Annotated in this window: 17 protein-coding genes; all 17 read left to right on the forward strand. The window is 57.8% G+C overall.

Annotated features, from left to right (window positions below; genetic code table 11):
- Window positions 1–39: 39 nt before the first annotated feature.
- The 17 genes from EC9_RS20890 to EC9_RS20970 all read left to right on the forward strand — a co-directional run bounded on the left by EC9_RS20890 (window position 40) and on the right by EC9_RS20970 (window position 26,487).
- The gene (locus EC9_RS20890; protein ID WP_218934319.1) at window positions 40–1,398 is read left to right on the forward strand and encodes a sigma-54-dependent transcriptional regulator; all 1,359 of its coding nucleotides are present in this window, start codon (window positions 40–42) and stop codon (window positions 1,396–1,398) included.
- A 387-nt stretch (window positions 1,399–1,785) separates the two neighbouring features.
- On the forward strand, window positions 1,786–3,213 hold the full coding sequence (locus EC9_RS20895; protein WP_145348046.1) for a glycosyltransferase family protein: 1,428 nt from the start codon (window positions 1,786–1,788) through the stop codon (window positions 3,211–3,213).
- Window positions 3,158–5,110 carry a MutS family DNA mismatch repair protein gene (locus tag EC9_RS20900; RefSeq protein WP_145348047.1) on the forward strand — a complete coding sequence of 651 codons (1,953 nt, stop codon included), beginning with the start codon at window positions 3,158–3,160 and terminating at the stop codon, window positions 5,108–5,110. Before EC9_RS20895 ends, EC9_RS20900 begins: the two co-directional genes overlap by 56 nt.
- Window positions 5,111–5,275: 165 nt before the next feature.
- Complete coding sequence (locus EC9_RS20905) at window positions 5,276–6,013, forward strand: TetR/AcrR family transcriptional regulator (protein ID WP_145348048.1); 738 nt, start codon at window positions 5,276–5,278, stop codon at window positions 6,011–6,013.
- Window positions 6,010–7,377 carry an efflux RND transporter periplasmic adaptor subunit gene (locus EC9_RS20910; protein ID WP_145348049.1) on the forward strand — a complete coding sequence of 456 codons (1,368 nt, stop codon included), beginning with the start codon at window positions 6,010–6,012 and terminating at the stop codon, window positions 7,375–7,377. Before EC9_RS20905 ends, EC9_RS20910 begins: the two co-directional genes overlap by 4 nt.
- A gap of 40 nt (window positions 7,378–7,417) precedes the next feature.
- Window positions 7,418–10,636 carry an efflux RND transporter permease subunit gene (locus EC9_RS20915; protein ID WP_145348050.1) on the forward strand — a complete coding sequence of 1,073 codons (3,219 nt, stop codon included), beginning with the start codon at window positions 7,418–7,420 and terminating at the stop codon, window positions 10,634–10,636.
- 162 nt (window positions 10,637–10,798) lie between these two features.
- On the forward strand, window positions 10,799–12,082 hold the full coding sequence (locus tag EC9_RS20920; RefSeq protein WP_145348051.1) for a prepilin peptidase: 1,284 nt from the start codon (window positions 10,799–10,801) through the stop codon (window positions 12,080–12,082).
- Between the two features lie 149 nt (window positions 12,083–12,231).
- The gene (locus EC9_RS20925) at window positions 12,232–12,918 is read left to right on the forward strand and encodes a cytochrome c3 family protein (protein WP_145123014.1); all 687 of its coding nucleotides are present in this window, start codon (window positions 12,232–12,234) and stop codon (window positions 12,916–12,918) included.
- Complete coding sequence (locus EC9_RS20930) at window positions 12,915–16,262, forward strand: TAT-variant-translocated molybdopterin oxidoreductase (RefSeq protein WP_218934320.1); 3,348 nt, start codon at window positions 12,915–12,917, stop codon at window positions 16,260–16,262. Before EC9_RS20925 ends, EC9_RS20930 begins: the two co-directional genes overlap by 4 nt.
- A gap of 110 nt (window positions 16,263–16,372) precedes the next feature.
- On the forward strand, window positions 16,373–17,791 hold the full coding sequence (nrfD, locus tag EC9_RS20935) for an NrfD/PsrC family molybdoenzyme membrane anchor subunit (protein ID WP_145123016.1): 1,419 nt from the start codon (window positions 16,373–16,375) through the stop codon (window positions 17,789–17,791).
- Between the two features lie 139 nt (window positions 17,792–17,930).
- Window positions 17,931–19,631 (forward strand): quinol:electron acceptor oxidoreductase subunit ActD, encoded by a 1,701-nt coding sequence (locus tag EC9_RS20940; protein ID WP_218934321.1) that lies wholly within the window; start codon window positions 17,931–17,933, stop codon window positions 19,629–19,631.
- Between the two features lie 121 nt (window positions 19,632–19,752).
- Window positions 19,753–20,997 (forward strand): hypothetical protein, encoded by a 1,245-nt coding sequence (locus EC9_RS20945; protein ID WP_145123018.1) that lies wholly within the window; start codon window positions 19,753–19,755, stop codon window positions 20,995–20,997.
- Between the two features lie 125 nt (window positions 20,998–21,122).
- Window positions 21,123–21,437 (forward strand): hypothetical protein, encoded by a 315-nt coding sequence (locus tag EC9_RS20950; protein ID WP_145123019.1) that lies wholly within the window; start codon window positions 21,123–21,125, stop codon window positions 21,435–21,437.
- On the forward strand, window positions 21,412–22,323 hold the full coding sequence (locus EC9_RS20955) for an SCO family protein (protein WP_145348053.1): 912 nt from the start codon (window positions 21,412–21,414) through the stop codon (window positions 22,321–22,323). The genes EC9_RS20950 and EC9_RS20955 overlap by 26 nt, the downstream gene beginning before the upstream one ends.
- 12 nt (window positions 22,324–22,335) lie before the next feature.
- The gene (locus tag EC9_RS20960; RefSeq protein ID WP_145287055.1) at window positions 22,336–23,391 is read left to right on the forward strand and encodes a cytochrome c oxidase subunit II; all 1,056 of its coding nucleotides are present in this window, start codon (window positions 22,336–22,338) and stop codon (window positions 23,389–23,391) included.
- 105 nt (window positions 23,392–23,496) lie between these two features.
- Window positions 23,497–25,209 carry a cytochrome c oxidase subunit I gene (locus EC9_RS20965; RefSeq protein ID WP_145123022.1) on the forward strand — a complete coding sequence of 571 codons (1,713 nt, stop codon included), beginning with the start codon at window positions 23,497–23,499 and terminating at the stop codon, window positions 25,207–25,209.
- 120 nt (window positions 25,210–25,329) lie between these two features.
- Complete coding sequence (locus EC9_RS20970) at window positions 25,330–26,487, forward strand: cytochrome c oxidase subunit 3 (protein WP_145123023.1); 1,158 nt, start codon at window positions 25,330–25,332, stop codon at window positions 26,485–26,487.
- The last annotated feature ends 45 nt before the right edge of the window (window positions 26,488–26,532 follow it).

Here is a 26,532-nt window from a genome sequence, read left to right on the forward strand (position 1 = left end):
CATCGCGGCCGTTCTCATCGAATTCAGGTGCTGCAATCCATGACGAATAGGACACTCGATCCCCACGAGCCGCGCAGGGTGCTGTTGGTCGATGCTGCTGGCAAAGAACGCGACGCAACATCGCACTGGCTAACGCAGCGAGGGGACTGCGTTTCGACCGTCGCGACAACAGCCGAAGCGAACCGAATGACTGCGGCCCAGCGGTTTGACATCGTAGTCCTCGCACTCGAAGATCCCGCTCCCGAAGCGTTGACACTGATTACCCAACTGCGGTCCCAAAACGCGTCACTTCCGATTCTTGCAATTTGCCGTGACGCGTCGATCGCCGCAGCCAGCGATGCAATACATACCGACAAGTGCGACTTTCTCGTTAAACCGATTGCCTTGGATGATTTGGAATCGGCAATTCGCAAGATCAGCCGAACCGACGCGGTCCCCAACGGCAACAAACGCCAAACGCCCAAACCGCGAATCCGCCGCAGTGTGTCGCCGATCATCGGCAAATCGGTGGCGATCGAAGTGGTACATCAATGGATCGATCGCGTCGCCCCCTGCGAGATGCCGGTATTGATCGAAGGGGAAAGCGGGACGGGCAAAGAGTTGGTGGCGAGCGAAATCCATGCGGCCAGCCGCGTGGCCGACCGACCGATGATCACGATCAATTGCGCCGCGGTCCCAGCAACGCTACTGGAAAGCGAATTGTTCGGTCACGAAAAGGGAAGCTTCACCGGTGCGATCGCTACCAAACGCGGACTGTTTGAAATGGCCGATGGCGGCACTTTATTTGTCGATGAACTGGGCGAACTTGCCGGTGACTTGCAAGCCAAACTGCTGCGAGTGCTTGAGGATGGTCGAATCCGGCGCGTCGGATCGACTTGTGAACGCCAAGTCCATGTCCGCTTGCTGGCAGCGACGAACAAAAGGTTGGCCGACGAAGTCCGCGCCGGACGGTTTCGCGAAGACCTTTTCTACCGCATCAACGTGCTCGGAACCCGGCTGCCAGCACTCCGCGAACGGTCCGACGACATCGGTTTGTTAGTTGCGCATTTCCTAGGGCCCGGATGGACGCTTGGGGTTGGCGTCCTGCCGGTACTGGAACGCTACACTTGGCCTGGAAACGTGCGGCAACTGAGCAACGCGATCGAACGATCAAAGGTCTTGTCGGCCGAACCGGGAATCGTTTCGGTCGATGATCTGCCCCCCGAGATCGTCGCCGCAAGCGGCGACCAACGGGTAGAAATCGGTGGCGACATCGACCTCGAAACAATCAACCGATCGCATGTATTAAAAGTCCTCCAACAGCACCGCGGCAACAAAGCCAAAACAGCGCGTGTGCTGGGCATCAACCGGCGTTCGTTGTACCGACTGCTAGACAAATACGGAGCCAACCAACGCTAACAACCAACAACCTTCCACCAAGACACCAAAAAGCCCAGCGGTGTGGAACGCCACGAGATGGCGGGGGCAAACAGCGCCCCAGTTACCGAAACACGAACCGGCACACGCGGCCGGTGGCGACGGTCGAGAGCGTATATCGGATCGGCCATTCGTTACAGCAGCACCAACAATCGCGTCCCCTTCGCTGCGTCTCCCAAGCGGTGCATATCAATTCGAATCGGCAAAGCCTGCATAACCCCACCATCCCCCCTAGAGATAACCTCTTCCATTCCGCTGGCGAACCCCTCAAGACGGTTGCTGGTTTTCCACAGCTGTTTATCCTTTACAGTGAAAGCTTCGATTTAGTTTCACTTCGAGCCTGTCGATTGACGCGGGTACGGACGATCCATGAGCCAAATTCTATTCCATTATCAGCGCCCCGACCCAGTCACCTGGGTCTATCTGTCGTCGCTGCTGATCATTGGGTTGTTTTTTGTCTTCTATCGTGTGTGGAGCTTGCGAAACGTCGACATCCTGCTGCTGCTGTTGTTATCCCCCGGCTTGCTGATGGTTCACGAAGGGCGTCAGCTGCGGATGGCGGGAGAAACGATTGTCGAAGCCGCCCATCCGTCGCAGCCTACGATGCCGCCGGAGATCGCCGACCGTATCGAAGCAGCAACCCCCGATGAATTGCTGGGCATGGCCGACGCCACCACACGTGCAGCCCCCCCCAAGGTGCTTGTCGCGGGGGTCGACGTCGCCGACGTGGAACGATGGGGGTTCATGTGGCTACTGGGAGTCGCCGGGCTGATCTGCATCCGGATGATCCTCGACCCGATCTTGGTCCGGCGCCCGTTGCTGGATCCCAACCTGTCGACCGGCGGGCTCTCCTTTATCGGGATCGCGATGTTCATCTTTTTGATGGCCAACGTGATCACCAGCACTGCAGAAATCCAGGCGGCGCAGGGTCCCAAGCCAGGCCCGGGATACCCGTTAGTCAATCGCTTGCCCGCGATTCCGACAACGCCCGACGCGGAAGTCGCCGGCGTGGTGCAACCGGTTCGTTACGCGGGACTGGCTCGCGCGTTGGCGATCGCGTCGCAATTGGCGATCGTGCTGGGGCTGGTCTTCATCGGCCAATTTCACTTCAAGAACATCCGCGCCGGGGTTGGCGCCGCAGCGCTGTATCTTCTGCTGCCCTACACCGCGCAAACCACCGGACGGGTCGACCATGTGCTTCCCGCAGCGTTATTGATCTGGGCCGTCTTCTGCTATCGGCGACCGATCCTTTCGGGAATTTTCATCGGACTGGCCGCTGGACTGGTCTATTATCCATTGTTCCTGTTGCCGTTGTGGGTCAGTTTTTACTGGCAGCGCGGGCTGCGACGATTTATCTACGGCGTGGGGCTGACCGTCGCCGTCCTGGCAGCGTTGCTGTTCCTGGGTGAACGCGATCTGATCTTCGACCGCGTGCAACAGATGTTTGGCTTGTGGCTTCCGGTGACCGAAGGGTTGGCGGGGATCTGGGGCTTGGGCTGGAATCCAATCTGGCGGCTGCCGATCCTTGTCGCCTTTGGCGTGCTGAGCGGATTCTTTGCTTTCTGGCCAGGGCAAAAGAACCTCGGGACGTTGATGAGCTGTTCTGCAGCGGTGATGGCAGCCGCTCAGTTCTGGCACGGATACGGGGGTGGGCTGTACGTTGCTTGGTATCTTCCACTAATGTTGTTGACTGTTTTTCGCCCCAACTTGGAAGATCGCATCGCGCTGAAAGTGATTGGCAATGGACGTAAACGTATCGGAAACAACGAACTCGCCGCCGACAGCGAAGCCGCTTGACCCACCGACCACCAGCGAACCTGGCAGCGCTCGGCAGCGTTATGTCCAGCGATTGGAAGAGCTGGCTGGTGAGGTGACCGGATTTGAGTCGCGGAATCGCCAACTGAATATCATCCGCGGGCTGCTGTTCTTTGGCGGCTTGATCTTGTTGATCGTCGGCTATGCCGCCGCTCAGGGAGCCTTGCTGCTGGTCGTCCCCGGCTGGATCCTGATGGCAAGTTTCATGGCAGTGATCACGTGGCACGAATACGTTCGCGATTCGATGACCGCGATCCGCCGCCGTCGCTCGCTGTACCGCCAACTGCTCGCCCGGCTCGACCGCCGCTGGTCGGAACTTCCCGTATTCGAGCTACCCGACGACGTGCCGTGGATCGACCGCAATGGCCGCGCGGTCGCGAAAGACCTCGATCTGTTTGGCGTCGGCTCGCTGTACCAGCTTGTTTCGCTGGCCGGAACCCAGCCGGGCAAACTGACTCTCGCCCAGTGGCTGTGCGGCCCGGCGATTCCCGAACAAGCTGCCGCGCGAAACCTCGCCGCTCGCAAACTCGCCAGCTTTCACAATCAGCGGGAAACCTTTTATGCCCGCGCCCGCGACGTCGCCGGCCAGACCGCATCGCCGGAGAACTTTGAAAGCTGGGCCGTCGCACCCGCTTGGTTGGCCGGACCGCGAGGCTGGATGTTGCCACTAGCGCGAGCGATCGCGATCACTCCATTTATCGTCTGGCCGTTGTGCGCGATCGGATTGATCTCGATCTCCGTCGCCGCAGCGATCCAACTGGTGGCGATTGCGATCGCGATCGTCGTGACCGTCGGCTTCCTGGGACCGGTCCACGAGATCTTCAAGTCGGTGGCGACGCGACGCGCCGAAGTCGAAAACTACATCAATCTGTTCGAAGCTGCCGACTGGATTCCCGAAGAGATCGAGATGCTTGGCCCGGTCCGCCAGCGGATTCTCGATCCTCAATCGGGAGCGATCGCGGGGCTTCGCGCGATGGGCGGTTTGTCGATGATGACCGGATTGCGACACGCTCCGATGCTGTTCCTGCCCTACGTTCTGCTGCAATTGATCGGGCTGTGGGACGTCCACGTGCTGGCGTTGATGGAGCGCTGGAAAGCTCGCTACGGCAGCGACGTTCCGGGCTGGTTCGACGCCTTGGGACAAATCGAAGCGATTCTCTCACTGGCGGCGTTGGCCGACGAATATCCGCAGTGGGCCGCGCCAACTTGGAACCAGGCAGGGCCCGAGGGGAAGGTAGCCGCACGCAGCCTTGGGCATCCGCTGCTGAAAGACGCCGACCGCGTGGTCAACGATGCGGAGCTTGGCCCTGCCGGCACACTGCTGCTGGTGACCGGATCGAACATGTCGGGCAAAAGCACGCTGCTGCGATCGTTGGGGCTGAACATCAAACTGGCCGGTGCGGGATCGGTCGTCTGCGCCGAGCAATTCGAACTGCCAGCCTGCGAAGTCGCAACCAGCATCCGCGTCGACGATTCGCTCCGCGAAGGCGTTTCGTTTTACATGGCCGAACTGAAACGGCTGCGCGAAGTCGTCGATCATGCGGAGCGATTGCACGCGTCGAAAGATCGGATGTTGGTCTATCTGTTGGACGAAATCTTGCAGGGGACCAACAGCCGCGAGCGGCAGATCGCCGTCTCGACCGTGCTGGATCACTTGGTCCACATGCAAGCGATCGGAGCGATCAGCACGCACGATCTCGAATTGGCCGACGATCCGGCAATGCAATCGGTCGCCACGATCGTCCATTTCCGCGAGCACATCGAAACCGACAAGTCGGGTCAGGAAACGATGACGTTCGATTACAAGATGCGCAGCGGCGTCACCCCGACGACAAACGCGATCCGGCTGCTGGAAATGGTCGGGCTGGGGAAGCGGTAACCCCTCCTGCGGTCGCTCCATTGCGGCGCCGTTAAACTGGACATTTGGGCAATTCAATCGTCCCGATTGAACCAAGAGTCAGTCGCAGCTGGTGTTTCCCTGCAAAAACCGCTCTCAAAAAATTGACGCCTTGTCATTTTTGACGTCGCGTCATATTTTTGAGAGATGCAAACACTGACCCCCAAGCAGCAACAGATTCGACAGCGAGAGACGCGAATTCTCGATCTCGCTCGCCCGATGATCGCCAACGGCGGCATCTCGGTCCTCAGCATGGATGCCATCGCGGCGGAGCTGAAGACCGCCAAAGGGACCGTCTACAACCACTTTCCGAACAAGGAAGAGATCGTCCTGGCACTGGCGATCCAAGCGGTCGAGTGCCGGTTGAGCCTGTTCAGTCACGCCGCAAGCCTCGACGGCTCCCCTCGCCAACGCGTCGCGGCGATCGGGATTGCATGTGAACTGTTCGTCGATCGCTTCCACGAACTGTTCCGGATCGAACAGATCATCCGCCACGATGCGGTCTGGGATAAGACATCGCCGAAGCGGCAGGCGCTGCTGCGGGATTGCGAATCGCGGTGCATGCACACAGTCGCCACAGTCGTTCGCGATGCGATGGCCTGCGGCGACCTCGAGAACCAGACAACACACGCCGTCGAAGACATAGTGTTTGGTTTGTGGTCGCTTGTCTACGGCGGCCTGATGCTGGAACTGACAAGCCCATCGCTTGCCGATCTGGGAATCGAAAACGCTCGCCGGGCGATCCGCCGCAACTGCAACGGACTGTTGGACGGCCTGCAGTGGCAGCCGCTACACGATCCGAAATCTTACGAGCGATGGATCGAGAAGGTGCGAACGGATTTAAACCAGTGGTTAGACAATGAACACAAACTGGGTGAATCATGACCTCCGCACGAACCAGGTCGATGACGATGCTGGCGGCCGCTGCAGTCGTCGGCCCGGCGATTTTCTTCGCCGCCAACAACTGGACCGGCGCGTCGCAAGCTCGCCCCGACGCAGCGGCAACCATCGCCTCCGCCGCCGGATCGCGGCCGCTGCCGGTGACCACGCTTCAATTGGGACAACTCGCCGCCCCGCCGCGGATCGACGATTACCGCGGCACGATCCAAGCGAGCAAAGAAGCCGACCTCGCGTTTCGGCGCAGCGGCCGCGTCCTGTCGATAGCAGTGGAAGAGGGGGACATCGTCCGCCGCGGCCAGACATTGGCTCAATTGGAAGTCGACGACCTCGACGCGAGCGTCGAAGCGACCGAGGCGCGGATCGCCGAGGCCGAAGCGATGTTGGTCGAATTGGCAGCGGGTCCGCGAAAGCAGACGATCGCGGCAGCGGCGGCGGAGGTGAGCCGATTGACCGCGGCGGTCGAGCTGGCGCAGATCACAACCGCTCGCGAACTGGAACTGCAGCGTTCGAACTCGTCCAGCATCCAGTCCTATGACAACGCAAGATTCCAGGCGGCGCAGCAGGAGTCGGCGTTGGAAGCGGCGGATCAACAATTGAAAGAGCTGCAAGCGGGCACGCGACCGGAACAGCTGGCCGCTCAACGCGCCCGCGTGGCGATGCTGCATGCCGAACTCAAAGGCTATCAAGTCGACCTCCGCGACGGCCGCATCGTCGCTCCATTTGATGGCGTCGTCGGCCGGCGGTTCCTCGACGAAGGCACGATCGCCAGTCCCGATCGTGTCGTCCTGCGCGTGATTCAGACCGATCCGCTGGAAGCTAGATTTGGAGTCTCTCCCGAGGACACGCGAACGCTTTCACCGGGGCAAGAAGTAGCGGTCACGGTCGGACCGACGACGATCCAGGCGACCATCGGCCGGATCGAACCGGAACTCGATCGCAGCACGCGAACCCAAGCCGTGTTGGTAACGATCGAGCGCGACCGACAACGTCCCGATGGCAGTTATGCCGACGGGATCGTACCGGGCCGGACGGCCAGCCTTTCGTTGGGCGTTGCGCGGACCAGCGACACCGATTCTTATTGGGTACCGATCACTTCGCTGGCGCGGTCGACTCGCGGCCTGTGGTCGCTGATGCTGGTCGTCGAAGACGGTCCCGACCATTTCACGGTGCAACGTCGCGATGTTCAGGTATTGGAAACCGATACACGACTGGCGCGCATCAGCGGTGGCATGATCGCTGCGGGAGATCATGTTGTCGCGGCGGGACTGCATCGCTTGACGCCCGGCATGGCGGTCGCTCCCGTCGACAGCAAGAACGCTCACACCGCCGAGTCGTTGTCGTTGAACTAGTCCACATTCGCAAGGACCGCTCCTGCACCGAACAAAACCCATGAAGCAAACGCCAGCTCCCAACGCCGCGCAGCCACAAGGTGCCAGCGAAACCAATCGCCAAGGTTGGTCCAATCGCTTGGTCCACGACAAACGTTCGTTGATCTTGATCGTTGCGTTGGTAGCGGTTGCAGGTTTGTCGAGCGTATCGATTTTGCCGCGGATGGAAGATCCGGTGCTGGTCAAGCGTGCCGCCCTTGTCGTCACGCGACTGCCCGGAGCCGACGCGTCGCGGGTCGAGGCGCTGGTGACCGAAAAGCTGGAAGACCGGCTGCGAGAAATCGAAGAGATCAAAGAGATGCGATCGCAGAGTCGTTCGGGAGTCTCGTCGATCTCGATCGAGCTGTTGGACCAGGTGACCGAATCGGAGATCGTGTGGTCGAAGATTCGCAGCAAAATCGAAGACAGTTTGCCCGAACTGCCGGCCCAAGCGTCGCGGCCCGAATTCGACGATCTGGAAGTCCGCGCGTACGCGCGGATCCTGTCGGTCGTCTGGGACCTCGACACGCCCGTCGACTATGCCGTCTTGAGGCGGACTGCCAAACGCTTGCAGGACGCTTTACAGGGGATGCCGGGAACCGAATCGGTCGACCGATTTGGCGATCCCGGCGAAGAGATCCTTGTGCAAGTCGATCCGCAGCGAGCTGCCGCACTGAACCTCTCCGCCGCCGACATCGCGGCGCAGCTGCAACGCTTTGATGCGAAAGACGCAGCCGGACAGATGCGTGGCGCCGGGCTAGACCTTTCGCTGGAGGTCGGCAACCAATTTGATGATCTATCGGATGTCGGTCGGGCCGATGTGCGGGCGGCTGACGGACGGTTCGTTCGACTGGATCAGATCGCCGACGTTTCGCTCGCCACGCCGCAACCGATGCCTCGCATCGGCTGGCACCGCGAGCGACCGGCGATCACGCTGGGCGTGCTAATTCGCCCAGAGACGCGGATCGATTTGTGGTCGCTTGCGGCCGATCGAGTGGTCGATGATTTTGGCAGCGAACTTCCGACGGGGCTATCGATCTGCCGAGTGATGGACCAGAGCGGGTATGTTTCGGCGCGGCTCGAGAGCCTGCTGAGCAACCTGGCGATGGGAGGCATCGCGGTCTGCGCGGTGATCCTGTGCCTGATGGGCTGGCGAAGCGCGATCGTCGTTGCCTCGGCGCTGCCGCTGACGATGTTGACCGTGCTGTTTGGAATGCACATTTTGAAGATCCCCGTCCACCAGATGTCGGTCACGGGCTTGATCATCGCACTGGGGCTGTTGATCGACAACGCGATCGTCGTCGCCGACGAGATTCAAGTCGAAATGATGCACGGGCTAAGCCCCAGCGATGCGGTCGCCAAGACGGTCCGCAAGCTGGCGATTCCGTTACTCGGGAGCACGTTGACGACAGCCTTTGCGTTTGCACCGATCGTATTGATGCCGGGACCAGCGGGAGAATTTGTCGGTTCGATCGCCATCAGCGTGATCATGGCGATCTTCGCTTCGCTGTTCTATTCGCTAACAGTGATCTCTGCATTTGCGGCCCTATTCATCCGCGCTGTCGATCCAAAATCGAAGCCGCACGGCGTGGCTAGCTTCTTGCAATCGGGCATCTCGCCAACGTGGTTGATCGGCGGATACCGACGCCTGCTGACGCACTTGATCTCCCATCCGCGGCTGGCGATCGGAATCGCGGTGGTCTTGCCGGTTGCCGGTTTCAGCGTCGCACCGACGCTGGCTGAACAGTTTTTCCCGCCGGCCGACCGCGACCAATTTCATATCGAAGTTGAACTGGCAACTGGCGTTTCGATCGACGACACCCAGCGGGTAGCTAAGTTAATCGATGAGACGCTCGCGGACGAAGCGATCCAACAGATCGATTGGTACTTCGGCGAGAGCGCGCCGACGTTTTATTACAACGTGCTGGCGAATCGCCGCGGGACGCCGAACTTTGGTCAAGCGATCATTCGCGTCTCCGAAGGGGTTTCGGTCAACGCGATGATCCGCCGACTGCAGACCTCGCTCGACGAAAAGGTTCCCGAGGCGCGGGTCTTGGTTCGGCAGCTGGAACAGGGACCGCCCTTTAACGCACCGGTGGAGGTGCGGATTTTCGGCCCCGATCTGCTGAAGCTGCGCGAACTGGGAGAACAGGTCCGCGCGGTCCTGGCGGGCGTGCCCGAAGTGACGCATACGATGAGCCTGTTGAGCGAGACGCTGCCCAAGGTGCGGTTGCAAGTCGATCCGCAATCGGCAGCGATCGCCGGACTGTCGCCGTCGCAGATCTCGGCTCAAGTGCAAACCAACTTCGACGGACAACTTGCCGGTTCGGTGATCCAAGAGACCGAAGAACTGCCGGTTCGCGTGCGCGTCGAAGATCGGTCGCGGACCGAGATGTCGGGCGTTCGATCGATGGAACTGGCCGCAGTCGGTGAGGAGGGGGCGCGGATGCTGCCGCTGCGAGCTGTCGCCGATTGGTCGCTGGAACCGGAGACGGGAGTGATCGTGCGATTGGATCGCCGGCGAATGAACGAGGTCAGCGCGTTCCTGACCGCAGGAACGCTACCGGCCAGCGCGCTGGCGGAGTTCCAAAAACGATTTGAGGCGAGCGGATTTGTTCTGCCTCACGGATACGAGCTGGCGTATGGCGGCGAAGCTTCGAAACGCGACGATGCGGTCGGCAACCTGATGGCCAGCGTCGGCTTGTTGATGGTGATGATGGTCGCCACGCTTGTCCTTTCGTTTGGATCGTTCCGCCTGGCGGCGATCATCGGCTGCGTCGGATTCCTATCGATCGGGCTGGGCCTGGGATCGCTGTGGCTGTTCGGGTTCCCGTTTGGCTTCATGGCGATCATCGGCACGATGGGGCTGATCGGAATCGCGATCAACGATTCGATTGTGGTCCTGGCGGCGTTGCAAGAAGAACATGGCAAAGAGCCGGTAGGAACCGAGCCGATCGTGGAGACGATTGTCAGCTGCAGCCGGCACGTTATCGCGACGACGCTGACGACCGTCGCCGGTTTCATGCCGCTGATCTGGGCTGGCGGCGGGTTCTGGCCACCGCTGGCGGTTGCCATCGCCGGCGGCGTGATCGGCGCGACGCTGCTGGCGTTGGTCTTTGTCCCGTCGGCGTACCGGATTGTCTACTGCGTCACCTGCAGTGCGGCCTCCCGCGCGGCGCAGTTGCCCGCAGCGGCGACCGACGGCGAGGCGGAAGCTATCGAACTCGCCGGCATTCATTAGCCCAGCGGCAAGCGATTCGCGGCACCGTCGCGCGGCGGTGCCACTGGCAAACATAGTGTGTGTGCTTGCTTCGTGTTGCGGTTTGTGGAACCATTGTGGCTCGCGCCGCTCGCAGGGAGCGTCGCCAGCGCTCTTGGCCACACACAATCAGAATCATCCCGCGTGACTTATCTCTTGATCGTTCTGGTCGGTGTCGTATTGGGAGCGTTCATTAACTGGGCGATCTATTCTTGGGCCTGGTTTCCGCGAGCGATCAGCCCGTGGAGCAAAGCCGACGACCGGGCGCTGCCGCGAACCTGGACCGATCGGATCCCAGTCTTCGGATGGTTCGGCTTGCGGCGGGAGACCGAGATCCACGGCCGAATCTTCTGGTTGCGGCCGATGCTGATCGAACTCCTCTTCGGACCGATGCTGGCGGGCCTATTTTGGTGGGAAGTTATCGAACTAGGGTTATTGCCATCGGGAGCCGCTGCGGGGATGCCGCCGGGAATGTTGGTGGTCACACAGCAGTGGATGCTGATCATGTATCTCGGCCACGCGCTGCTGATGACGTTGCTGATGATCGCGACCTTCATCGACTTCGACGAACAAACGATCCCCGACGCTGTCACGGTCACCGGCACGCTGCTGGCTCTGACGCTGCACGTGATCGCGGCGATGATGATGCCGCAGATCGGATCGCCACTCTGCTTACCCTGGGCAACCGAGGGCGGCTTGGCGGCGGTGATGTTCACAGCGCCGGCCCCCATCGAAACGAAATGGTTGACCCCAATGGGGCTGATCGTGGGTGAAGCGATCTTCGCGGCGTGGTGCTTCGCGCTTGCCAACCGCCGCTGGATCATGCGGAAAGGCTTCGTCAAAGCGATTCAATTTTTCGCCGCCGGGCTAGTGAAATACGAAACGATGCTGCTGGGTCGGTTCCGCACCAAGGTCTGGAAACTGCTGGTCGCGATCTGGTTGACTGGCAGCGTCGCGATCGCGGCTGTTTATTTTGGGCTGGGCGGCTCGGCTTGGCTGGCTCTACTGAGCGCTTTGGTCGGCGTCGGGCTTGGAGGTGGGCAGATCTGGGCGGTTCGCGTGTTTGCAAAACTTGGGCTAGGCAAAGAAGCGATGGGGTTTGGCGACGTTACGTTAATGGCGATGGTAGGAGGTTTTCTTGGTTGGCAAGCTGCGCTGTTTGTCTTTTTCCTGGCTCCCTTCACCGCGATCGCGATCGTCTTGGCCAGTTGGTTATTGACCGGCAATCGGATGCTTCCCTTCGGGCCCTACCTGGCCGCTGGGGCTGTATTAACCGTGGTTTTCTGGGACGCGATCTGGAATCAATGGGGTTCGGGCGTCTTCATTTTGGGGCCGCTAATCGGTGCGGTTCTGCTGCTTGCGTTGGTTGCGATGTGCGCGTTGCTGTTCCTATTTCGGGTCGTGGAGCAGAAGATCTTCGCACAGTAGTGCGGTCAAATGTCGCGAACCTCAGGTAGCCCTTGTCGAAGTGGGTGGTAAACAGCGATACTGCCCTCCACGTGGGCGCACGAAAGCGTTCAGTACCTAATCAAATTGTCTCTAACAGAGCCTTTAGCACTGGTTCTTTGAACAAAATTATGGATCGTTTTCTATTTCCCCGCTGGGTGAATCGGTTCCTGATGCTAATGGGCGCGTTGGTCGCAGGCGGTGGTGCCTACGCTGGCGTGGTGTTCATTGGCGCTACCGATCCCGGAACGTTGAATACCGGATACCAACCCGATCAACCCATTCCATTTAGCCATGCGATACACGCAGGGCAATTGCGAATGGATTGCCGGTACTGTCACAACACGGTCTTCGATGCGGCTCTCGCAGCGGTACCGCCGACAGCGACTTGCATCAACTGCCACAGCCCAGCTGACGAAGCGGGACAGACGGCGTTGTCGGCAGTTCACGCCGACAGCCCCAAGCTGAAACCGTTGCACCAGAGTTGGGAGACGGGCAAAAGCGTCGGCTGGAAACGCGTCCACAACCTGCCCGACTTCGTGTATTTCAATCACGCTGCCCACGTGAACTCCGGCGTCAGTTGCGTTCGATGTCACGGCCGCGTCGACAAAATGGATGTTGTCTATCAGGCAAAAGAACTTTCGATGGCATGGTGCTTGGACTGCCATCGCGGTGTCGATCCGGCGGACATCCGTCCCGTCGAATTCGTCACCAAGTTGGATTGGAAATCGGATGAGGATCCGATCGCCTTGGGCGAAAAGCTGATTAAAGAAAAGAACATTCACCCTCAGACCAATTGCGCTGTATGTCATCGATGAGCGAGACAACCGAACCAAAACCTCGTAGTCGCTATTGGCGTAGCTTGAACGAAATCAAGCAGACGCCCGATTTCGAGCAGTTTATGCACCGCGAGTTCCCCGTGGGCGCTTCCGAGTTTCCCGAGGGTGTTTCGCGCCGTCGCTGGATGAAGCTGATGGGTGCGTCGATCGCCCTGGGCACGCTCAGCGCAAGTGGATGCCGTTACGCTGAAGAGACGATCGCACCCTTTGTGATCCGTCCCGATGGACGTGTCCCCGGCGAACCGCACTTCACGGCAACAAACATCGAATGGGCTGGCCGCGTCTATAACCTTTTGATCACCGGCGTCGATGGACGTCCGATCAAGGTGGAAGCCAACGCGCAGCACCCATCGCCAGGCGTCGGTACCGACCCGTTCATCCAAGCGTCGATCCTGCAGTTGTACGATCCCGACCGCATGGACGGCGTTATCTCGCGAGCCAAGGGGATGCGAAATCCTGGCGTCGACGACTGGGACACGTTCACTGCGGCTGTCGATAACGCGATCGGCGTGAAGGGTTTTGGCGCCGTCCGCGACGGACTGGCTCGCAACGACGGCAAGGGCTTCGGCATCCTGATGCCGCCGACGCAATCCCCTTCGGTCGTCCGTTTGCTGACCGAACTGCAGACCAAGTTCCCCGCGATCACGATCGGTCGCTACGACGCAGTGCGTGGCGACGCGATGTCGCAAGCTACCGAAAAAGCAATCGGTCGCGTCGGCAAACCGATCCTCGACCTCACCGCTGCAAAAGTCATCTGCAGCATCGATGCCGACATCCTCGGAACCGATCACGGCTTCATCGCCAACGCCGCCGGATTTGCCGATGGCCGATCGCCCGAAGTTGGCAAGATGAACCGCTTGTATTCGATTGAATCGAGCTTCTCCAACACCGGCATGGCAGCCGACACGCGTTATTCGCTGCAACCTTCGCAGATGCCCGCCTTCATCGCCGCTCTGGAAAAACAGATCGACGTGGCACTTGGTGGTGAGGCAAGCGAACAGGTCGCCGAATCGGAAGTCGGTTTCGACAAACTGCCGCCAGCTGAAAAGCTGACGCGTTTGATCCAAGTCATGGCCAACGATCTGGTCGCCAGCAAGGGTAAGGCTTTGGTCGTCGTCGGCGATCACCTGGGGCCTGAAACCCTTGCCGCCAGCATCCGCTTGAACAATAAACTCGGAAGCCTCGGCAAGACGATCCGCTTTGCCGAACCGATCGACAGCAAACTGAAGACCGTTGGCCTGGCTGACTTTGTCGCCAAGCTGAACTCGGGCGATATCGCATCGGTCGTCGTTTTGGGCGGCAACCCCGTCTTCACCTCCACCGGCGACATCGACGTTGCCGCGGCACTTGCCAAGGCGTCGGCGAGCGTTTACGTCGGTGAATACGACGACGAAACCGCTGTCGCTTGCCAATGGGTGCTGCCACAAGCTCATCCGTTCGAAAGCTGGGGCGATTGCCAAACCGACGACGGTTTCTACGGTGTCACTCAACCGCAGATCCTGCCGCTGTTGAACGGCAAAACGATCGTGGAATACCTGTCTTGGTTCCTCGGCGAAGACAACCCCGATGCCGAAGCGATCGTTCGCAAGACGGCTGATGCCGCCGCGGGTGAATCGCTCAGCAACCGCCAATGGCGCAAATTGTTGCACGATGGATTCGAAGCATCGATCAAAGCGGAGTTGCCAGCGGCATCTTATAGCGGCGGTGACGAACCGTTGACCGACGCTGCCGTTGTGCCGACCAGCGAATACGAAGCCGAAGGTGTCGACGTGGTGATCTCGGTCGCCGACGGCATCTACGATGGCCGCTTCGCCAACAACGCTTGGCTGCAAGAGATGCCTCAATCGGTGACCAAGTTGACTTGGGATAACGCCGCGTTGATGTCGCCAGCAACCGCCAAGAAAATCGGCGTCAGCCAAAACAAGATGGTCGCGTTGGGCGAAGGGGACTCGGCGATCGAGTTGCCTGTTTACGAACTGCCTGGTGCCGCAGCCGGTGTCGTTACCGTTGCGATGGGCTACGGCCGCCGTCGCGCCGGTGCCGTCGGTGGCAACGATGACCTTGGTACCGCTCCTGTTGGATTCGACGTTGCATCGCTGCGAACCAGCAGCAATCCGTTGATGGCAGCTGGCGTTACCGCCCGCCCACGCTCGACGACCTACGAACTGTCGACGACTCAAGATCACTTTGCGATCGACGAACTCGGCTTCAACGAAACCGTTGACCGCAGCCACCGTCTGGTCCGCGAAGGAACGATCGAAAAGCTCGAAAAGGATCCCGAGTTCGTCAAACACATGGGTGTTCACAGCCCGGCGCTCAAGTCGCTGTGGACCGAACCGTTGGAGACGATCGAAAACGACGGAATCCAACGTCCTCAGTGGGGCATGTCGATCGACCTGAATCGCTGCGTCGGCTGTAACGCCTGCGTTGTCGCTTGCCAATCGGAAAACAACATTCCGATCGTCGGCAAGGAACAGGTCGCGATGGGCCGCGAAATGCATTGGATTCGCGTCGACCGCTACTTCAGTGGCGATCCCGAAGACGTCGACGAATCGCCGCAGATCGTTCAACAACCTGTCACTTGCCAACACTGCGAAACCGCACCGTGCGAACAGGTTTGTCCCGTTGCTGCGACCGTGCACACCGAAGAAGGCATCAATGCGATGGCTTACAACCGGTGTATCGGAACGCGTTACTGTGCGAACAACTGTCCCTACAAAGTACGCCGCTTCAACTACTTCAACTTCAACGAAGACGTCGGCACCGGCTACGGCATCGATGCGTTCCCCGACAAGATCGAGAACGCCAATCGCAAGCTGCAGCAACTGGTCCTCAACCCCGACGTCAGCGTTCGCGGTCGTGGTGTGATGGAGAAGTGCACCTACTGCATCCAACGCGTCGAACGCGGCAAGATCGAAGCTCGCAAAGACGGCGGACGACCGATCCAAGACGGCGACGTGGTTACTGCGTGCCAACAAGCTTGCCCAAGCAAGGCGATCGAATTTGGTAACTTGGTCGACCAAGAATCGGCGGTCTCGCTGGCTCATAAGGACAACCGAGCCTACTACATGCTGGACCACTTGAACGTCAAACCGCGAACCGCCTACCTGGCTCGCATCCGTAACACGCATCACCTGTTGATGACCCAGGACCAACTGGATCACTTGGCGGCTGAATCGCACGGCCATGGCGATCACGACGCCCACGGCCATGATGATGCGGGACACGGCGAAGAAGCTGGTCACGGCCACGGACACGAAGAGAAGGCCGAAGCAAAGAAGTCGGCGATGCTACCCGTATTGGGCGATGTCGCTCGCGTTTAGAGTTTTGTGAGTTGAAGAAATAATGTCCCCAGGTCACGGCCTGGGAATTACCCAAACTGAATCGCGCCCCGGCATCCGCTTGGGCCCACGACACAGCAGTAGACAAAACAATGGCGATTGCCGTTCCCAACAAACTCGACAATACCTTGGAACAACCCGACCAACGCGCTCCGTTGGTGCTGGGGGATTCGACGACGTATCACACGATTACCGAATCGGTATCGACGATCGCCGAGCGGATGCCAAGTAAAGCCTGGATCGTGGCGTTCTTGATCTCCTCGCACGTCGCAGCATTTTTTGGGCTGTTGATCGCCTACCTGCTGTACACCGGTGTGGGTGTTTGGGGTAACCGCTCTCCAGTTTTCTGGGGCTGGCCGATTGTGAACTTCGTGTTCTGGGTCGGTATCGGTCACGCCGGTACTTTGATCAGCGCGATTCTGTTCCTGTTCCGCCAGGATTGGCGAACGAGTATCAACCGCGCGGCCGAGGCGATGACGATTTTCGCCGTCGTTTGTGCCGGTACCTTCCCGGGTATCCACGTTGGTCGTGCCTGGTTGGCCTACTGGTTGTTCCCGTACCCGAGTTTGAACCTCTGGATGTGGCCACAATTCCGCAGCCCGCTGTTGTGGGACGTTTTTGCGGTCAGTACCTACGCGACGGTTTCGCTGTTGTTCTGGTACATGGGCATGGTTCCCGATCTAGCGACCTTCCGCGATCGATCGAAAAACAAATTCCGTCGCTTTGTCTACGGCGTCCTGTCGCTGGGATGGAGCGGTTCGGCTCGCCACTGGCACCGTTATGAAAAGGCGTACGCGTTGCTGGCCGCACTGGCTGCTCCGCTGGTCCTTTCGGTACACACGATCGTTTCGTTTGACTTTGCGGTCAGCCAAGTTCCTGGCTGGCACACGACGATCTTCCCACCGTACTTTGTTGCCGGTGCTGTCTTCAGCGGATTTGCGATGGTGGTCACGCTGCTGGTCCCCTGCCGCAGCATGTTCAAGTTGGAAAACTTGATCACGATCCGCCACCTTGAAAACATGAACAAGATCATCCTGGCGACCGGATCGATCGTTGGTTTGGCCTACGGTACCGAGTTCTTCATCGCTTGGTATGGTCAGGTTCCGGCCGAGAAGTTCGCCTTTATCAACCGTGCTTTCGGACCGTACTGGTGGGCATATTGGATCATGGTTACGTGTAACGTGATCAGCCCCCAACTGTTCTGGTTCCGTTTCTTCCGAACCAACCTCGTCGCGATGGTGATCGTTTGCATCTTCGTTAACATCGGGATGTGGTTCGAACGTTTTGTGATCGTGGTCAGTTCGCTGTCACGAGATTATCTGCCCAGTGCCTGGGGATATTTCTCGCCGACGTGGGTCGACATCGGAATGCTGATCGGCAGCTTCGGGCTGTTCTTCACTCTGTTCCTGTTGTTCTGCCGGTTCCTGCCAATCATCGCGATGAGCGAAGTCAAAGCAGTCCTGGCTCACCAGTTGCACGTCAAACATGCACACCACGACGACAAGCACTAAGAAAACACCCGCCTAGGTGTCACCGACACTTTGGCTTTGAATAAGAACAACGGGTTAAACCCCGTACATAATTTTGGCCGTGGCGATCAACCGCCACACATATTTATCGCACCTCAACAGAACGGACGGTTTGCCGACGATGGCTGACTCCTCTGGCAATCAATCGAAATCCCGTGGTGTAGTTGCCGAATACGACACCCCCGATGCGCTGATCGCTGCGGCGAATCGCGTTCGCGAAGCGGGCTACACCAAGACCGATGCGTTCAGCCCCTTCCCGGTGCATGGCATCGACGAAGCGATCGGCATCAAGCCCACGATCCTGCCATGGATCGTGTTGGCCGCTGGCACCACCGGATGTTTGACCGGGTTGTCGATGGAAACCTGGATGAACGCGATCGATTATCCGTACATCATCTCGGGTAAGCCGTACATCAGTCTCCCCGCGTTCATTCCCGTCGCGTTCGAGTTGACGATTCTGTTCTCCGCGTTTGCCGCCTTCTTCGGACAATGGGCCCTCAACGGCTTGCCGAAGTTCAGCAACGCGATGTTCACCAGCCCACGCTTCGACGCGGCGACCGATGACAAGTTTTTCTTGTACATCGATTCGGCCGACGCTCGCTTTGACGACGCTGGTGCTCGAGCACTGCTTGACGATACCAAACCAAATGTTGTCGAAGACGTCTACGATGATAAATCGTCGCCCAATGTGCCGCGGTTCATCTATCTCGCCGTCTTGGTCTTGGCTGTCTTGAGCATCTTCCCATTGCTGGTGATCGCCGACATGCGAGTCACGAAGAGCTCGAAGCCACGCTTCCATATCTTCTGGGACATGGACTTCATGCCTTCGAAGAAGCCGCAACAGAAAACGATCCTGTTTGCCGACGGCCGGACGATGCGTCCCAACGTTCCCGGTACCGTGTCGCGCGGCAACGGCGAATTCGACATTGACGATCAAACCGGCATCCAATTGGAAGCGATGGCCGGCGGTGGCCCAGACGGTTCGACGCAGCTTGTCGCCTTTGCTCAACAAGCCGACGGCGACGCCGCAGCCCAGACTCCTTGGGTGAAAGAGAATCCGCTGACGATCGACCGCGCAACGCTCGATCGTGGCCGTGAACGCTTTGATATTTATTGTGCAGTCTGCCACGGCCGCGATGGCTTCGGTGACGGCCTTGTCAATCAACGCGCTAAGAAGATCCTGGCCACCACCTGGACACAACCGACGTCGCTGCACGACGAACGACTCGCCGCCGACAAAATGCCCGATGGTCAGATCTTCAACACGATCAGCAACGGTATTCGCAAGATGCCAGGTTACGCGGGGCAGATCGCCGTCGAAGACCGCTGGGCCATTATCGCCTACCTGCGGGTTCTGCAAGCCAGCCGCGATGCGACGATCAACGAAATCCCCGCCAACAAGCGAGCGAAATTGGCTCGTGAAGCGGAACAGTTGAAAAAGCAGATCGAAGCCGCCGAAGCTGAACGCGAGAAGCAGGCACAAGCGAACGAGAAGCAGGCACAAGCGAAGAAATCGGCTGAACCTGCAACAGAAGAAGCTGCTTCGGAAGAGGCACCTGCCGCTGAAGCAAAGCCAGCGACTGAAGAAGCCAAACCAGCTGCCGAGGAAAAGCCAGCTGCTGAAGAAAAACCAGCGACTGAAGAAGCTAAGCCAGCAGCGGAAGAGAAACCAGCCGCAGAAGAAGCCAAGCCAGCGGCTGAAGAAAAGCCAGCAGCTGAGGACGCACCAGCGGCGAAGGAAGAGCCAGCAGCGGAAGCGAAGCCGGAGGCTGCTGAAGAACCTGCGGCCGACCAGGCGGCACCAGCTGACGACAAGAATTAGAGAGTTCCCCAGGGGACGAACCAGACGCTGCAATCGGGCTGCTGATTGCGGCAAGCGAAACGATCTGCAATCCATCACTTAAGACGACGCCGAAAGTAACTCGGCCTTACCCAAAACAACGATGACAAAAGAACCAAACGATCGCACGTTGCAATTGCCCGAATCGCTCAGCGGCATCCAACTGCCTTTGCTGGCAGGTGGCGGAATCGCGGTGCTGGTTGGCGTGATCGCCGGCTTGATGTCACCCAATGGTGTCTCGCATTCGCTGCACGCGTATCTGACGGCGTTCACGTTTTGCCTGACGATCAGCCTAGGGGCAATGTTTTTCGTCATCATCCAACACTTAAGCCGCGCCGGATGGAGCGCTTCGGTGCGACGGGTCGCGGAGATCATCATGGCGGTCATTCCATTGATGGCGATTCTGTTCCTACCGATCGTGGTCTATGTATTGTTTTTCGATCATGGCGCGCTCTACCCTTGGAACGCCGAGGGATGGGGTGAACTGACGCCTGCCAACCACGAAAAGGCGAAGATCCTTAACCCGGTCGCCTACCTGATCACATCCGTTGTTGTCCTGGCAGTTTGGACGGTCATCGTTCGCTACTTCTGGACCAACAGCTGCAAGCAGGACGAAACCGGTGACATCGCCCTCACCGCCAAGATGCAACGCTGGAGCGGCCCGGCAACGTTTGGGTTTGCGTTAAGCGTATCGGCTGCGGCGTTCGTCTGGATCATGTCGTTGGATCCGCTGTGGTTCAGCACCATGTTTGGCGTCTACCTGTTCGCCGGATCGATGGTTTCGTTCTTCGCACTGATGTGCAGTTCGATCTACTTTTTGCAACAACGCGGCGTGCTGGTCGACGAGATCAACGAAGAACACTTCCACGACCTTGGAAAGTACACGTTTGGTTTTATCGTGTTTTGGGCTTACATTGCATTTAGCCAATACATGTTGATCTGGTACGCAAACATTCCAGAGGAAACGATCTGGTTCTTGCACCGACAGGGCGATGGCCTCGAAGGATGGTCGCTCGTTTCGCTGTCGCTTGTCCTAATGCACTGGTTGATCCCATTCTTCGCTGTCATGTCGCGACACATGCGTCGCTGGCCGAAGTGGATGGCATGTTGGGGTGTTTACATCTTGGCGATGCATTACGTCGACATGTACTGGGTGATCATGCCCGAAGCTGGCCACGAGAACCACCTAGTCTTTGGTGGTGCGATGGGACTGATTAGTTCGCTGTTGTGCGTGGCGGGCATGTTTGCCTTGTTCATCGGAGTCATGTTGCGAATCGGATCGGGGATTCCATTGGTTGCCGCCAAGGACCCACGTTTGCCACAAGCTCTGCAGTTTGAGAACATTTAATTAGTGACCCCCTTTGCCGGGCTGGCCCTCGAGATGACGGCCCGCCCGTGGAGGACAGGTCGAGGCGAGACGACAATCGCCCCGCACTGAACACATAACCTTTTATTGAATAAGCGGCACTGGCTATGGCTCATTACGACGACTTGGACAACAAGCAGATCTACGCTTACAGCGCGATTTTTGTCGTTGGCACCGTGATCACGATCTTCTTCGTGTCGATCATCTTCCATTGGATGGATAACGGTGAGCAGACGCGAAAGATGCTAGAAACCGAATACAACCAGTTCAATCAGATCCTGGCTGAACAAACCGAAAGCTTGAACGAATTTGTGGTTGTCGATCCTGTTACCGGACGGTTCGGTATCCCGATCGAAAACGCCATCGATTCGGCGCTCAAGCAAGAGAAGAAATCCGATGAAGGAACCCGTGACGAAGCCTAAAAGACTGCCGTTGGCAATCTACTGTCTCGCCGCGATCTGTTGTTTATTCACAGATCAGACTGCGGTTGGACAATTGATTAAGGACCTTCCAGCAAGCGTCCAAGAGGTCGGTGTCGAGCAAAGACTTGGCGAGACACTGCCGCTTAACACCGTGTTCTTTGACGAACGCGGACAAAAGGTTCGCTTGAACCAGTTTTTTGACGGCCAACGACCGGTGTTGGTGACGCTCAATTACAGCGACTGCCCGATGTTGTGCAGCTTGCAATTGAACAAACTTGTCACCGCCTTGGACGAACTGGATTTGGAAGTCGGCAAAGACTTTCAGATCGTCACGATCAGCATCGATCCCAAAGAGACGCCTTTTAAGGCGCGAGAAACAAAGTCGAAGTACGTAAACATATTGCCTCGTGAAGGAGTTGCTGACGGCTGGCACTTCTTAACTGGCAAACAAGATTCCATTACAAAAGTTGCCGACGCGATCGGGTTTCGATACAAGTTCATCCCCGAGACCGGGCAATACAGCCACGCTGCAATGCTTGCCTTCTGCACTCCCGAAGGCATGATCAGCAGCTACCTATTACTGATCGATTACCCGGCGGACCAGGTCAAACTGGGCCTGCTGGCTGCTGGAGGCGGAAACATCGGCTCGTTAGTCGATAACTTCGTTTTGTATTGTTCTGTCTACAATCCTTTGGAAGGCAGCTATACCGCCAGCGCCTGGAAGATCATGCGGTTGAGCGCAGCGGCCACGGTCCTGCTGCTGTTGATCGGATTAGTTCCCTATTGGCTCGGACGACGCAAGACGTCGGCAGACCTCAGCAATCACGAATTACCTAACCAATCGCGAATGAACGTCCAGCAGAACGCTGCACACCATTCTCAATAGAGTTTCAAACTGATGCAAACATTACAGAACCTCTCGTTCGTCCTCGCCGACGTCTCCGACGGTTTTTGGTTCCCCAAAACCGCGTCGAACTTCGCCACGGAAGTCGACTTCATGTACAAGGCGATCCTGTGGATCAGCGTCGCGTTTTTCGTGCCGATGATGATCTACATGGGTTGGGCGGCGTTCAAGTTCCAAAAGCCCAAGGGTGAAAAAGCCGAAGGCAAAGCAACGCACAACACCGCGTTGGAATTGGCTTGGTCGGTTGGCCCCTGCTTCCTGCTGATCTGGATGTTCTATCGCGGTAGCGTCGGATATCTGGACATGCGGCAACCGCCAAGCGATGCCCGTGAAGTCCAAGTCACCGCGCAAAAATGGTCGTGGTTGTTCGATTACGGCAGCGGAATCATGAATCCCGAACTGCACGTCGTCAAAGATCAACCGACCAAATTGATCATGCGATCCAAGGATGTCTTGCACGCGATGTACATCCCTGCGTTTCGCGTCAAACGCGACATCGTTCCAGGCCGGTACAACACGCTTTGGTTCACGCCAACGATCGGTACCGAATCGTTGACCGACGATGAGATGCAGTGGAAGAGCGATGATCCAGAAGAAGCTGGGAACATCTTGAACCAAGGCAAATACTTCGACTTCTACTGTGCGGAGTATTGCGGCAAAGATCACTCGATGATGCAGGGCAAGATCGTCGTCCACGAGACCCAAGACGAATACGACGCTTGGTTGGAATCGGCAAACCGCCGTCCGGACGATCAGACCCCCGAACAATACGGCGAGTTCCTGTATGCGACCCGTGGCTGCAAAGGTTGCCATTCGGCCGACGGTACCGCCGGTCAATGCCCAACGTTCTTGAACAGCTTCGGCGCAGAGCACGAGATGGTTGACGGCAGCAAGGTTTCGGTCGACGAAAACTACATTCGCGAATCGATCCTGAACCCGAAGGCCAAGGTGGTCAAAGGTTATCCGCCGGTAATGCCGTCGTTCCAAGGCCAGTTGAACGACGACCAGATCGACTCCTTGGTCGCTTATATCAAGTCACTGAAAAAGTAAGTTGGAGAAACGACCAGCAGACGCCAACAAGCAATGCGGCGTGCGGGTTTCTTCGGTTCCGATTAACAATCACATACACCACGTTTGAAAAATGAGGACATGAGCATGTCAAGCGCAGCTACTGCAGACCATGCGTCCGACGACAATTATCTGACCAATACCAAAGGCATCATGTCTTGGATCGTCACACTCGACCACAAACGCATCGGGTTGATGTATTTGATTGGTGTGATGGTCAGCTTTGCCCTCGGGGGAACGCTGGCGTTGGTCCTGCGTGCTCACCTGTACAATCCGCAGGGCAGCTTCCTGTCTAACGACGCCTACAACCAGGTGTTCACGTTGCACGGTGCGGTGATGATCTTCCTGTTCATCATCCCAAGTATTCCGGCGGCGTTGGGGAACTTCCTGGTCCCCGTCATGCTGGGTGCAAAAGACGTTGCCTTCCCGCGATTGAACCTCAGTAGTTTCTACTTGTGGGCCGCGGGTGCGTTGTTCTTCCTGTTTGCACTTTGCACCACGGGCCTCGACACCGGGTGGACTTTTTACACACCTTACAGCACCACGACATCGACCTCGGTGATCGCGGCCACGATGGGTGCGTTTATCCTCGGGTTCAGTTCGATCTTCACAGGTTTGAACTTCATCGTCACCGTTAACACGATGCGTCCGCCGGGAATGACTTGGTTCAAGATGCCGTTGTTCTTGTGGGCTATCTACTCGACCGCTGTCATCCAAGTCCTGGCGACTCCCGTTCTTGGAATCACGCTGTTGCTGTTGATCTGCGAACGCTTGATGCACATCGGTATTTTTGATCCCGCGTTTAACGGCGATCCCGTTGCGTTCCAGCACTTCTTCTGGTTCTACAGCCATCCCGCTGTATACATCATGATTCTGCCCGCCTTTGGCGTGATCAGCGAATTGATGAGCGTTCACTGCCACAAGAGCATCTTCGGTTACCGCTTTATCGCGTTGAGTTCGATCGCGATCGCACTGTTGAGCTTCTTGGTCTGGGGACACCACATGTTCACCAGCGGCATGTCCGAGATCACCACGATTATCTTTAGTGCGTTGACGTTTACCGTTTCGGTACCGTCGGCGATTAAGGTCTTCAACTGGTTGGCCACGATGTACAAGGGCTCGATCAGTCTGACGACTCCGATGTGTTACGCATTGGCCTTCATGTTCTTGTTCACTATCGGCGGTCTGACCGGACTGTTCTTGGGAACCCTGACCACCGACCTGCACCTACACGACACCTACTTTGTTGTCTCCCACTTCCACTATGTGATGATGGGCGGAACCTTGGTCGCGTTCTTGGGCGGACTGTTCCACTGGTGGCCGAAGATGACCGGCAAGATGTTCAACGAGACCTGGGGTCGTATCTCCGCAGCGATCGTATTCATCGGATTCAACCTGACCTTCCTGCCTCAGTTTGTTCTGGGCAGCCGCGGCATGCCTCGCCGTTACGCCACGTACGATCCCGAGTTCACTGGTTTGCACCGCATGTCGACCGTGGGTGCGTTCACCTTGGGACTTGGCCTGTTGGTCGCTTTGATCGTGCTGCTGCACTCGCTGTATCGCGGCAAGAAGGCACCACGCAATCCTTGGGGTGGTGCAACGTTGGAATGGCGATGCTCGAGCCCGCCTCCTTATTACAACTTCGAACGTCCACCGGTCGTTGGAAACCCATATTACTTCGGCGACATTGAATATGACGCGAAGTCCGATGACTATGTGTTTACCGAACCAGAGCGTGAAGTGGTTCCGCAGACTCCCGATCCTGCTCCACAGCATGCCGAGTCGAAGAAAGACGCTTAACGAAGCGATCGTTTTGAATTGAAGATCAGCGAGTCGAGCTTGGAACCATATTCGACAGCCCCTCCAGCTCGACTCACCAAATCAGTTTCCACCTAACACTAGAAAAAGAACGGCCAGCCAATGGCAACCGCTGAAATCGATCAACACGGCCACGCTCATGACGAGCATGAACACCCGTCGTTCCTGGCGCACCACTTCGAAACTCCCGAACAACAATACGATTCGGGCAAGCTTGGAATGTGGTTGTTCCTGGTCACTGAAATTCTATTTTTCAGTGGACTGTTCTGCGCCTATGCGATCTATCGCTCGCTGCGTCCAGAGGTCTACACCTACTGCAGCCAGTTCCTCAACACGGAACTGGGAGCGATCAACACCGGGGTGCTGCTGTTCAGCAGTTTGACCATGGCGTGGGCCGTTCGTGCAGCTCAACTGGAACAACACAAAACGACAGTCGGCATGCTGGCCGCAACGATCAGCTGTGCGATGATCTTCTTGGGTGTCAAAGCTGTCGAGTACTCGCATAAGTTTGATCTCGGCCTGCTGCCTGCCGGCTTCTATCACTACGATCCCGCGGCTCCACACCATGAAGGCCTATCGCATTATCTGGTCGCCTTATGTGTCGTACCAGCAATCGTGTTGGCTGGCATGATCTGCCTGTTGGCATACTCCAAGATCGTTGGCAACGTCTTCCTAACCAAATGTGCGATGCCACTGGTTGTTGCAGCTGCATGTTTCTTCGTTGGTGTTGGTCTTGGTACGGTCCTCGAGAACCGCGCTGCCGCCAAAGCCGCTGTAGCTCACGCTGCAGATTCCCATTCGGATGCGACGCATGAGGAAACTTCGCTAGAAGCCGACGTCGCCGCTGCCAAAGAGATCACGACAACTGCCGAATCTTCGGTACTTGGAATGCTGGCCACCGACGCAACGAACACCGGCGTCCGAGCGGAACTGGAAGCTCTGCAAGCTCAAGACTTGATGGCAACTGGCGAATTCATCGAAGACTTCAGCGGTGAGGATCCGTTCTACGATCGCCCCGAATTAGATGTGAATTCGAACTCGTTGGCCGGTGTGTTTTTCAGCATCTACTACTGCATGACCGGCTTGCACGCGATTCACATTATCATCGGTATCGGCGTCTTGGTCTGGTTGTTGGTCCGTGCGGTTCGACAAGACTTCTGCAGTCAGTACTTTGGCCCAGTCGATTACGTTGGCCTGTATTGGCACATCGTCGACCTTATCTGGATCTACCTGTTCCCGCTGCTGTATCTGATCGGCTAAGCGACGAACCGAAATCCGACACATCCAATCACTTGATATTCCGTT

Origin of the sequence: Rosistilla ulvae, assembly GCF_007741475.1 — a bacterium.
Classification (GTDB): Bacteria; Planctomycetota; Planctomycetia; order Pirellulales; family Pirellulaceae; genus Rosistilla; species Rosistilla ulvae.

Bases quoted from the DNA above. Each gene is read 5' to 3' on its own strand.
- EC9_RS20905 (WP_145348048.1), top strand. From the start codon at position 5,276: ATGCAAACACTGACCCCCAAGCAGCAACAGATTCGACAGCGAGAGACG.
- nrfD (WP_145123016.1), top strand. From the start codon at position 16,373: ATGGCGATTGCCGTTCCCAACAAACTCGACAATACCTTGGAACAACCC.
- EC9_RS20895 (WP_145348046.1), top strand. From the start codon at position 1,786: ATGAGCCAAATTCTATTCCATTATCAGCGCCCCGACCCAGTCACCTGG.
- EC9_RS20890 (WP_218934319.1), top strand. From the start codon at position 40: ATGACGAATAGGACACTCGATCCCCACGAGCCGCGCAGGGTGCTGTTG.
- EC9_RS20965 (WP_145123022.1), top strand. From the start codon at position 23,497: ATGTCAAGCGCAGCTACTGCAGACCATGCGTCCGACGACAATTATCTG.
- EC9_RS20925 (WP_145123014.1), top strand. From the start codon at position 12,232: ATGGATCGTTTTCTATTTCCCCGCTGGGTGAATCGGTTCCTGATGCTA.
- EC9_RS20940 (WP_218934321.1), top strand. From the start codon at position 17,931: ATGGCTGACTCCTCTGGCAATCAATCGAAATCCCGTGGTGTAGTTGCC.
- EC9_RS20955 (WP_145348053.1), top strand. From the start codon at position 21,412: ATGAAGGAACCCGTGACGAAGCCTAAAAGACTGCCGTTGGCAATCTAC.
- EC9_RS20915 (WP_145348050.1), top strand. From the start codon at position 7,418: ATGAAGCAAACGCCAGCTCCCAACGCCGCGCAGCCACAAGGTGCCAGC.
- EC9_RS20950 (WP_145123019.1), top strand. From the start codon at position 21,123: ATGGCTCATTACGACGACTTGGACAACAAGCAGATCTACGCTTACAGC.
- EC9_RS20910 (WP_145348049.1), top strand. From the start codon at position 6,010: ATGACCTCCGCACGAACCAGGTCGATGACGATGCTGGCGGCCGCTGCA.
- EC9_RS20945 (WP_145123018.1), top strand. From the start codon at position 19,753: ATGACAAAAGAACCAAACGATCGCACGTTGCAATTGCCCGAATCGCTC.
- EC9_RS20960 (WP_145287055.1), top strand. From the start codon at position 22,336: ATGCAAACATTACAGAACCTCTCGTTCGTCCTCGCCGACGTCTCCGAC.
- EC9_RS20970 (WP_145123023.1), top strand. From the start codon at position 25,330: ATGGCAACCGCTGAAATCGATCAACACGGCCACGCTCATGACGAGCAT.
- EC9_RS20900 (WP_145348047.1), top strand. From the start codon at position 3,158: ATGGACGTAAACGTATCGGAAACAACGAACTCGCCGCCGACAGCGAAG.
- EC9_RS20930 (WP_218934320.1), top strand. From the start codon at position 12,915: ATGAGCGAGACAACCGAACCAAAACCTCGTAGTCGCTATTGGCGTAGC.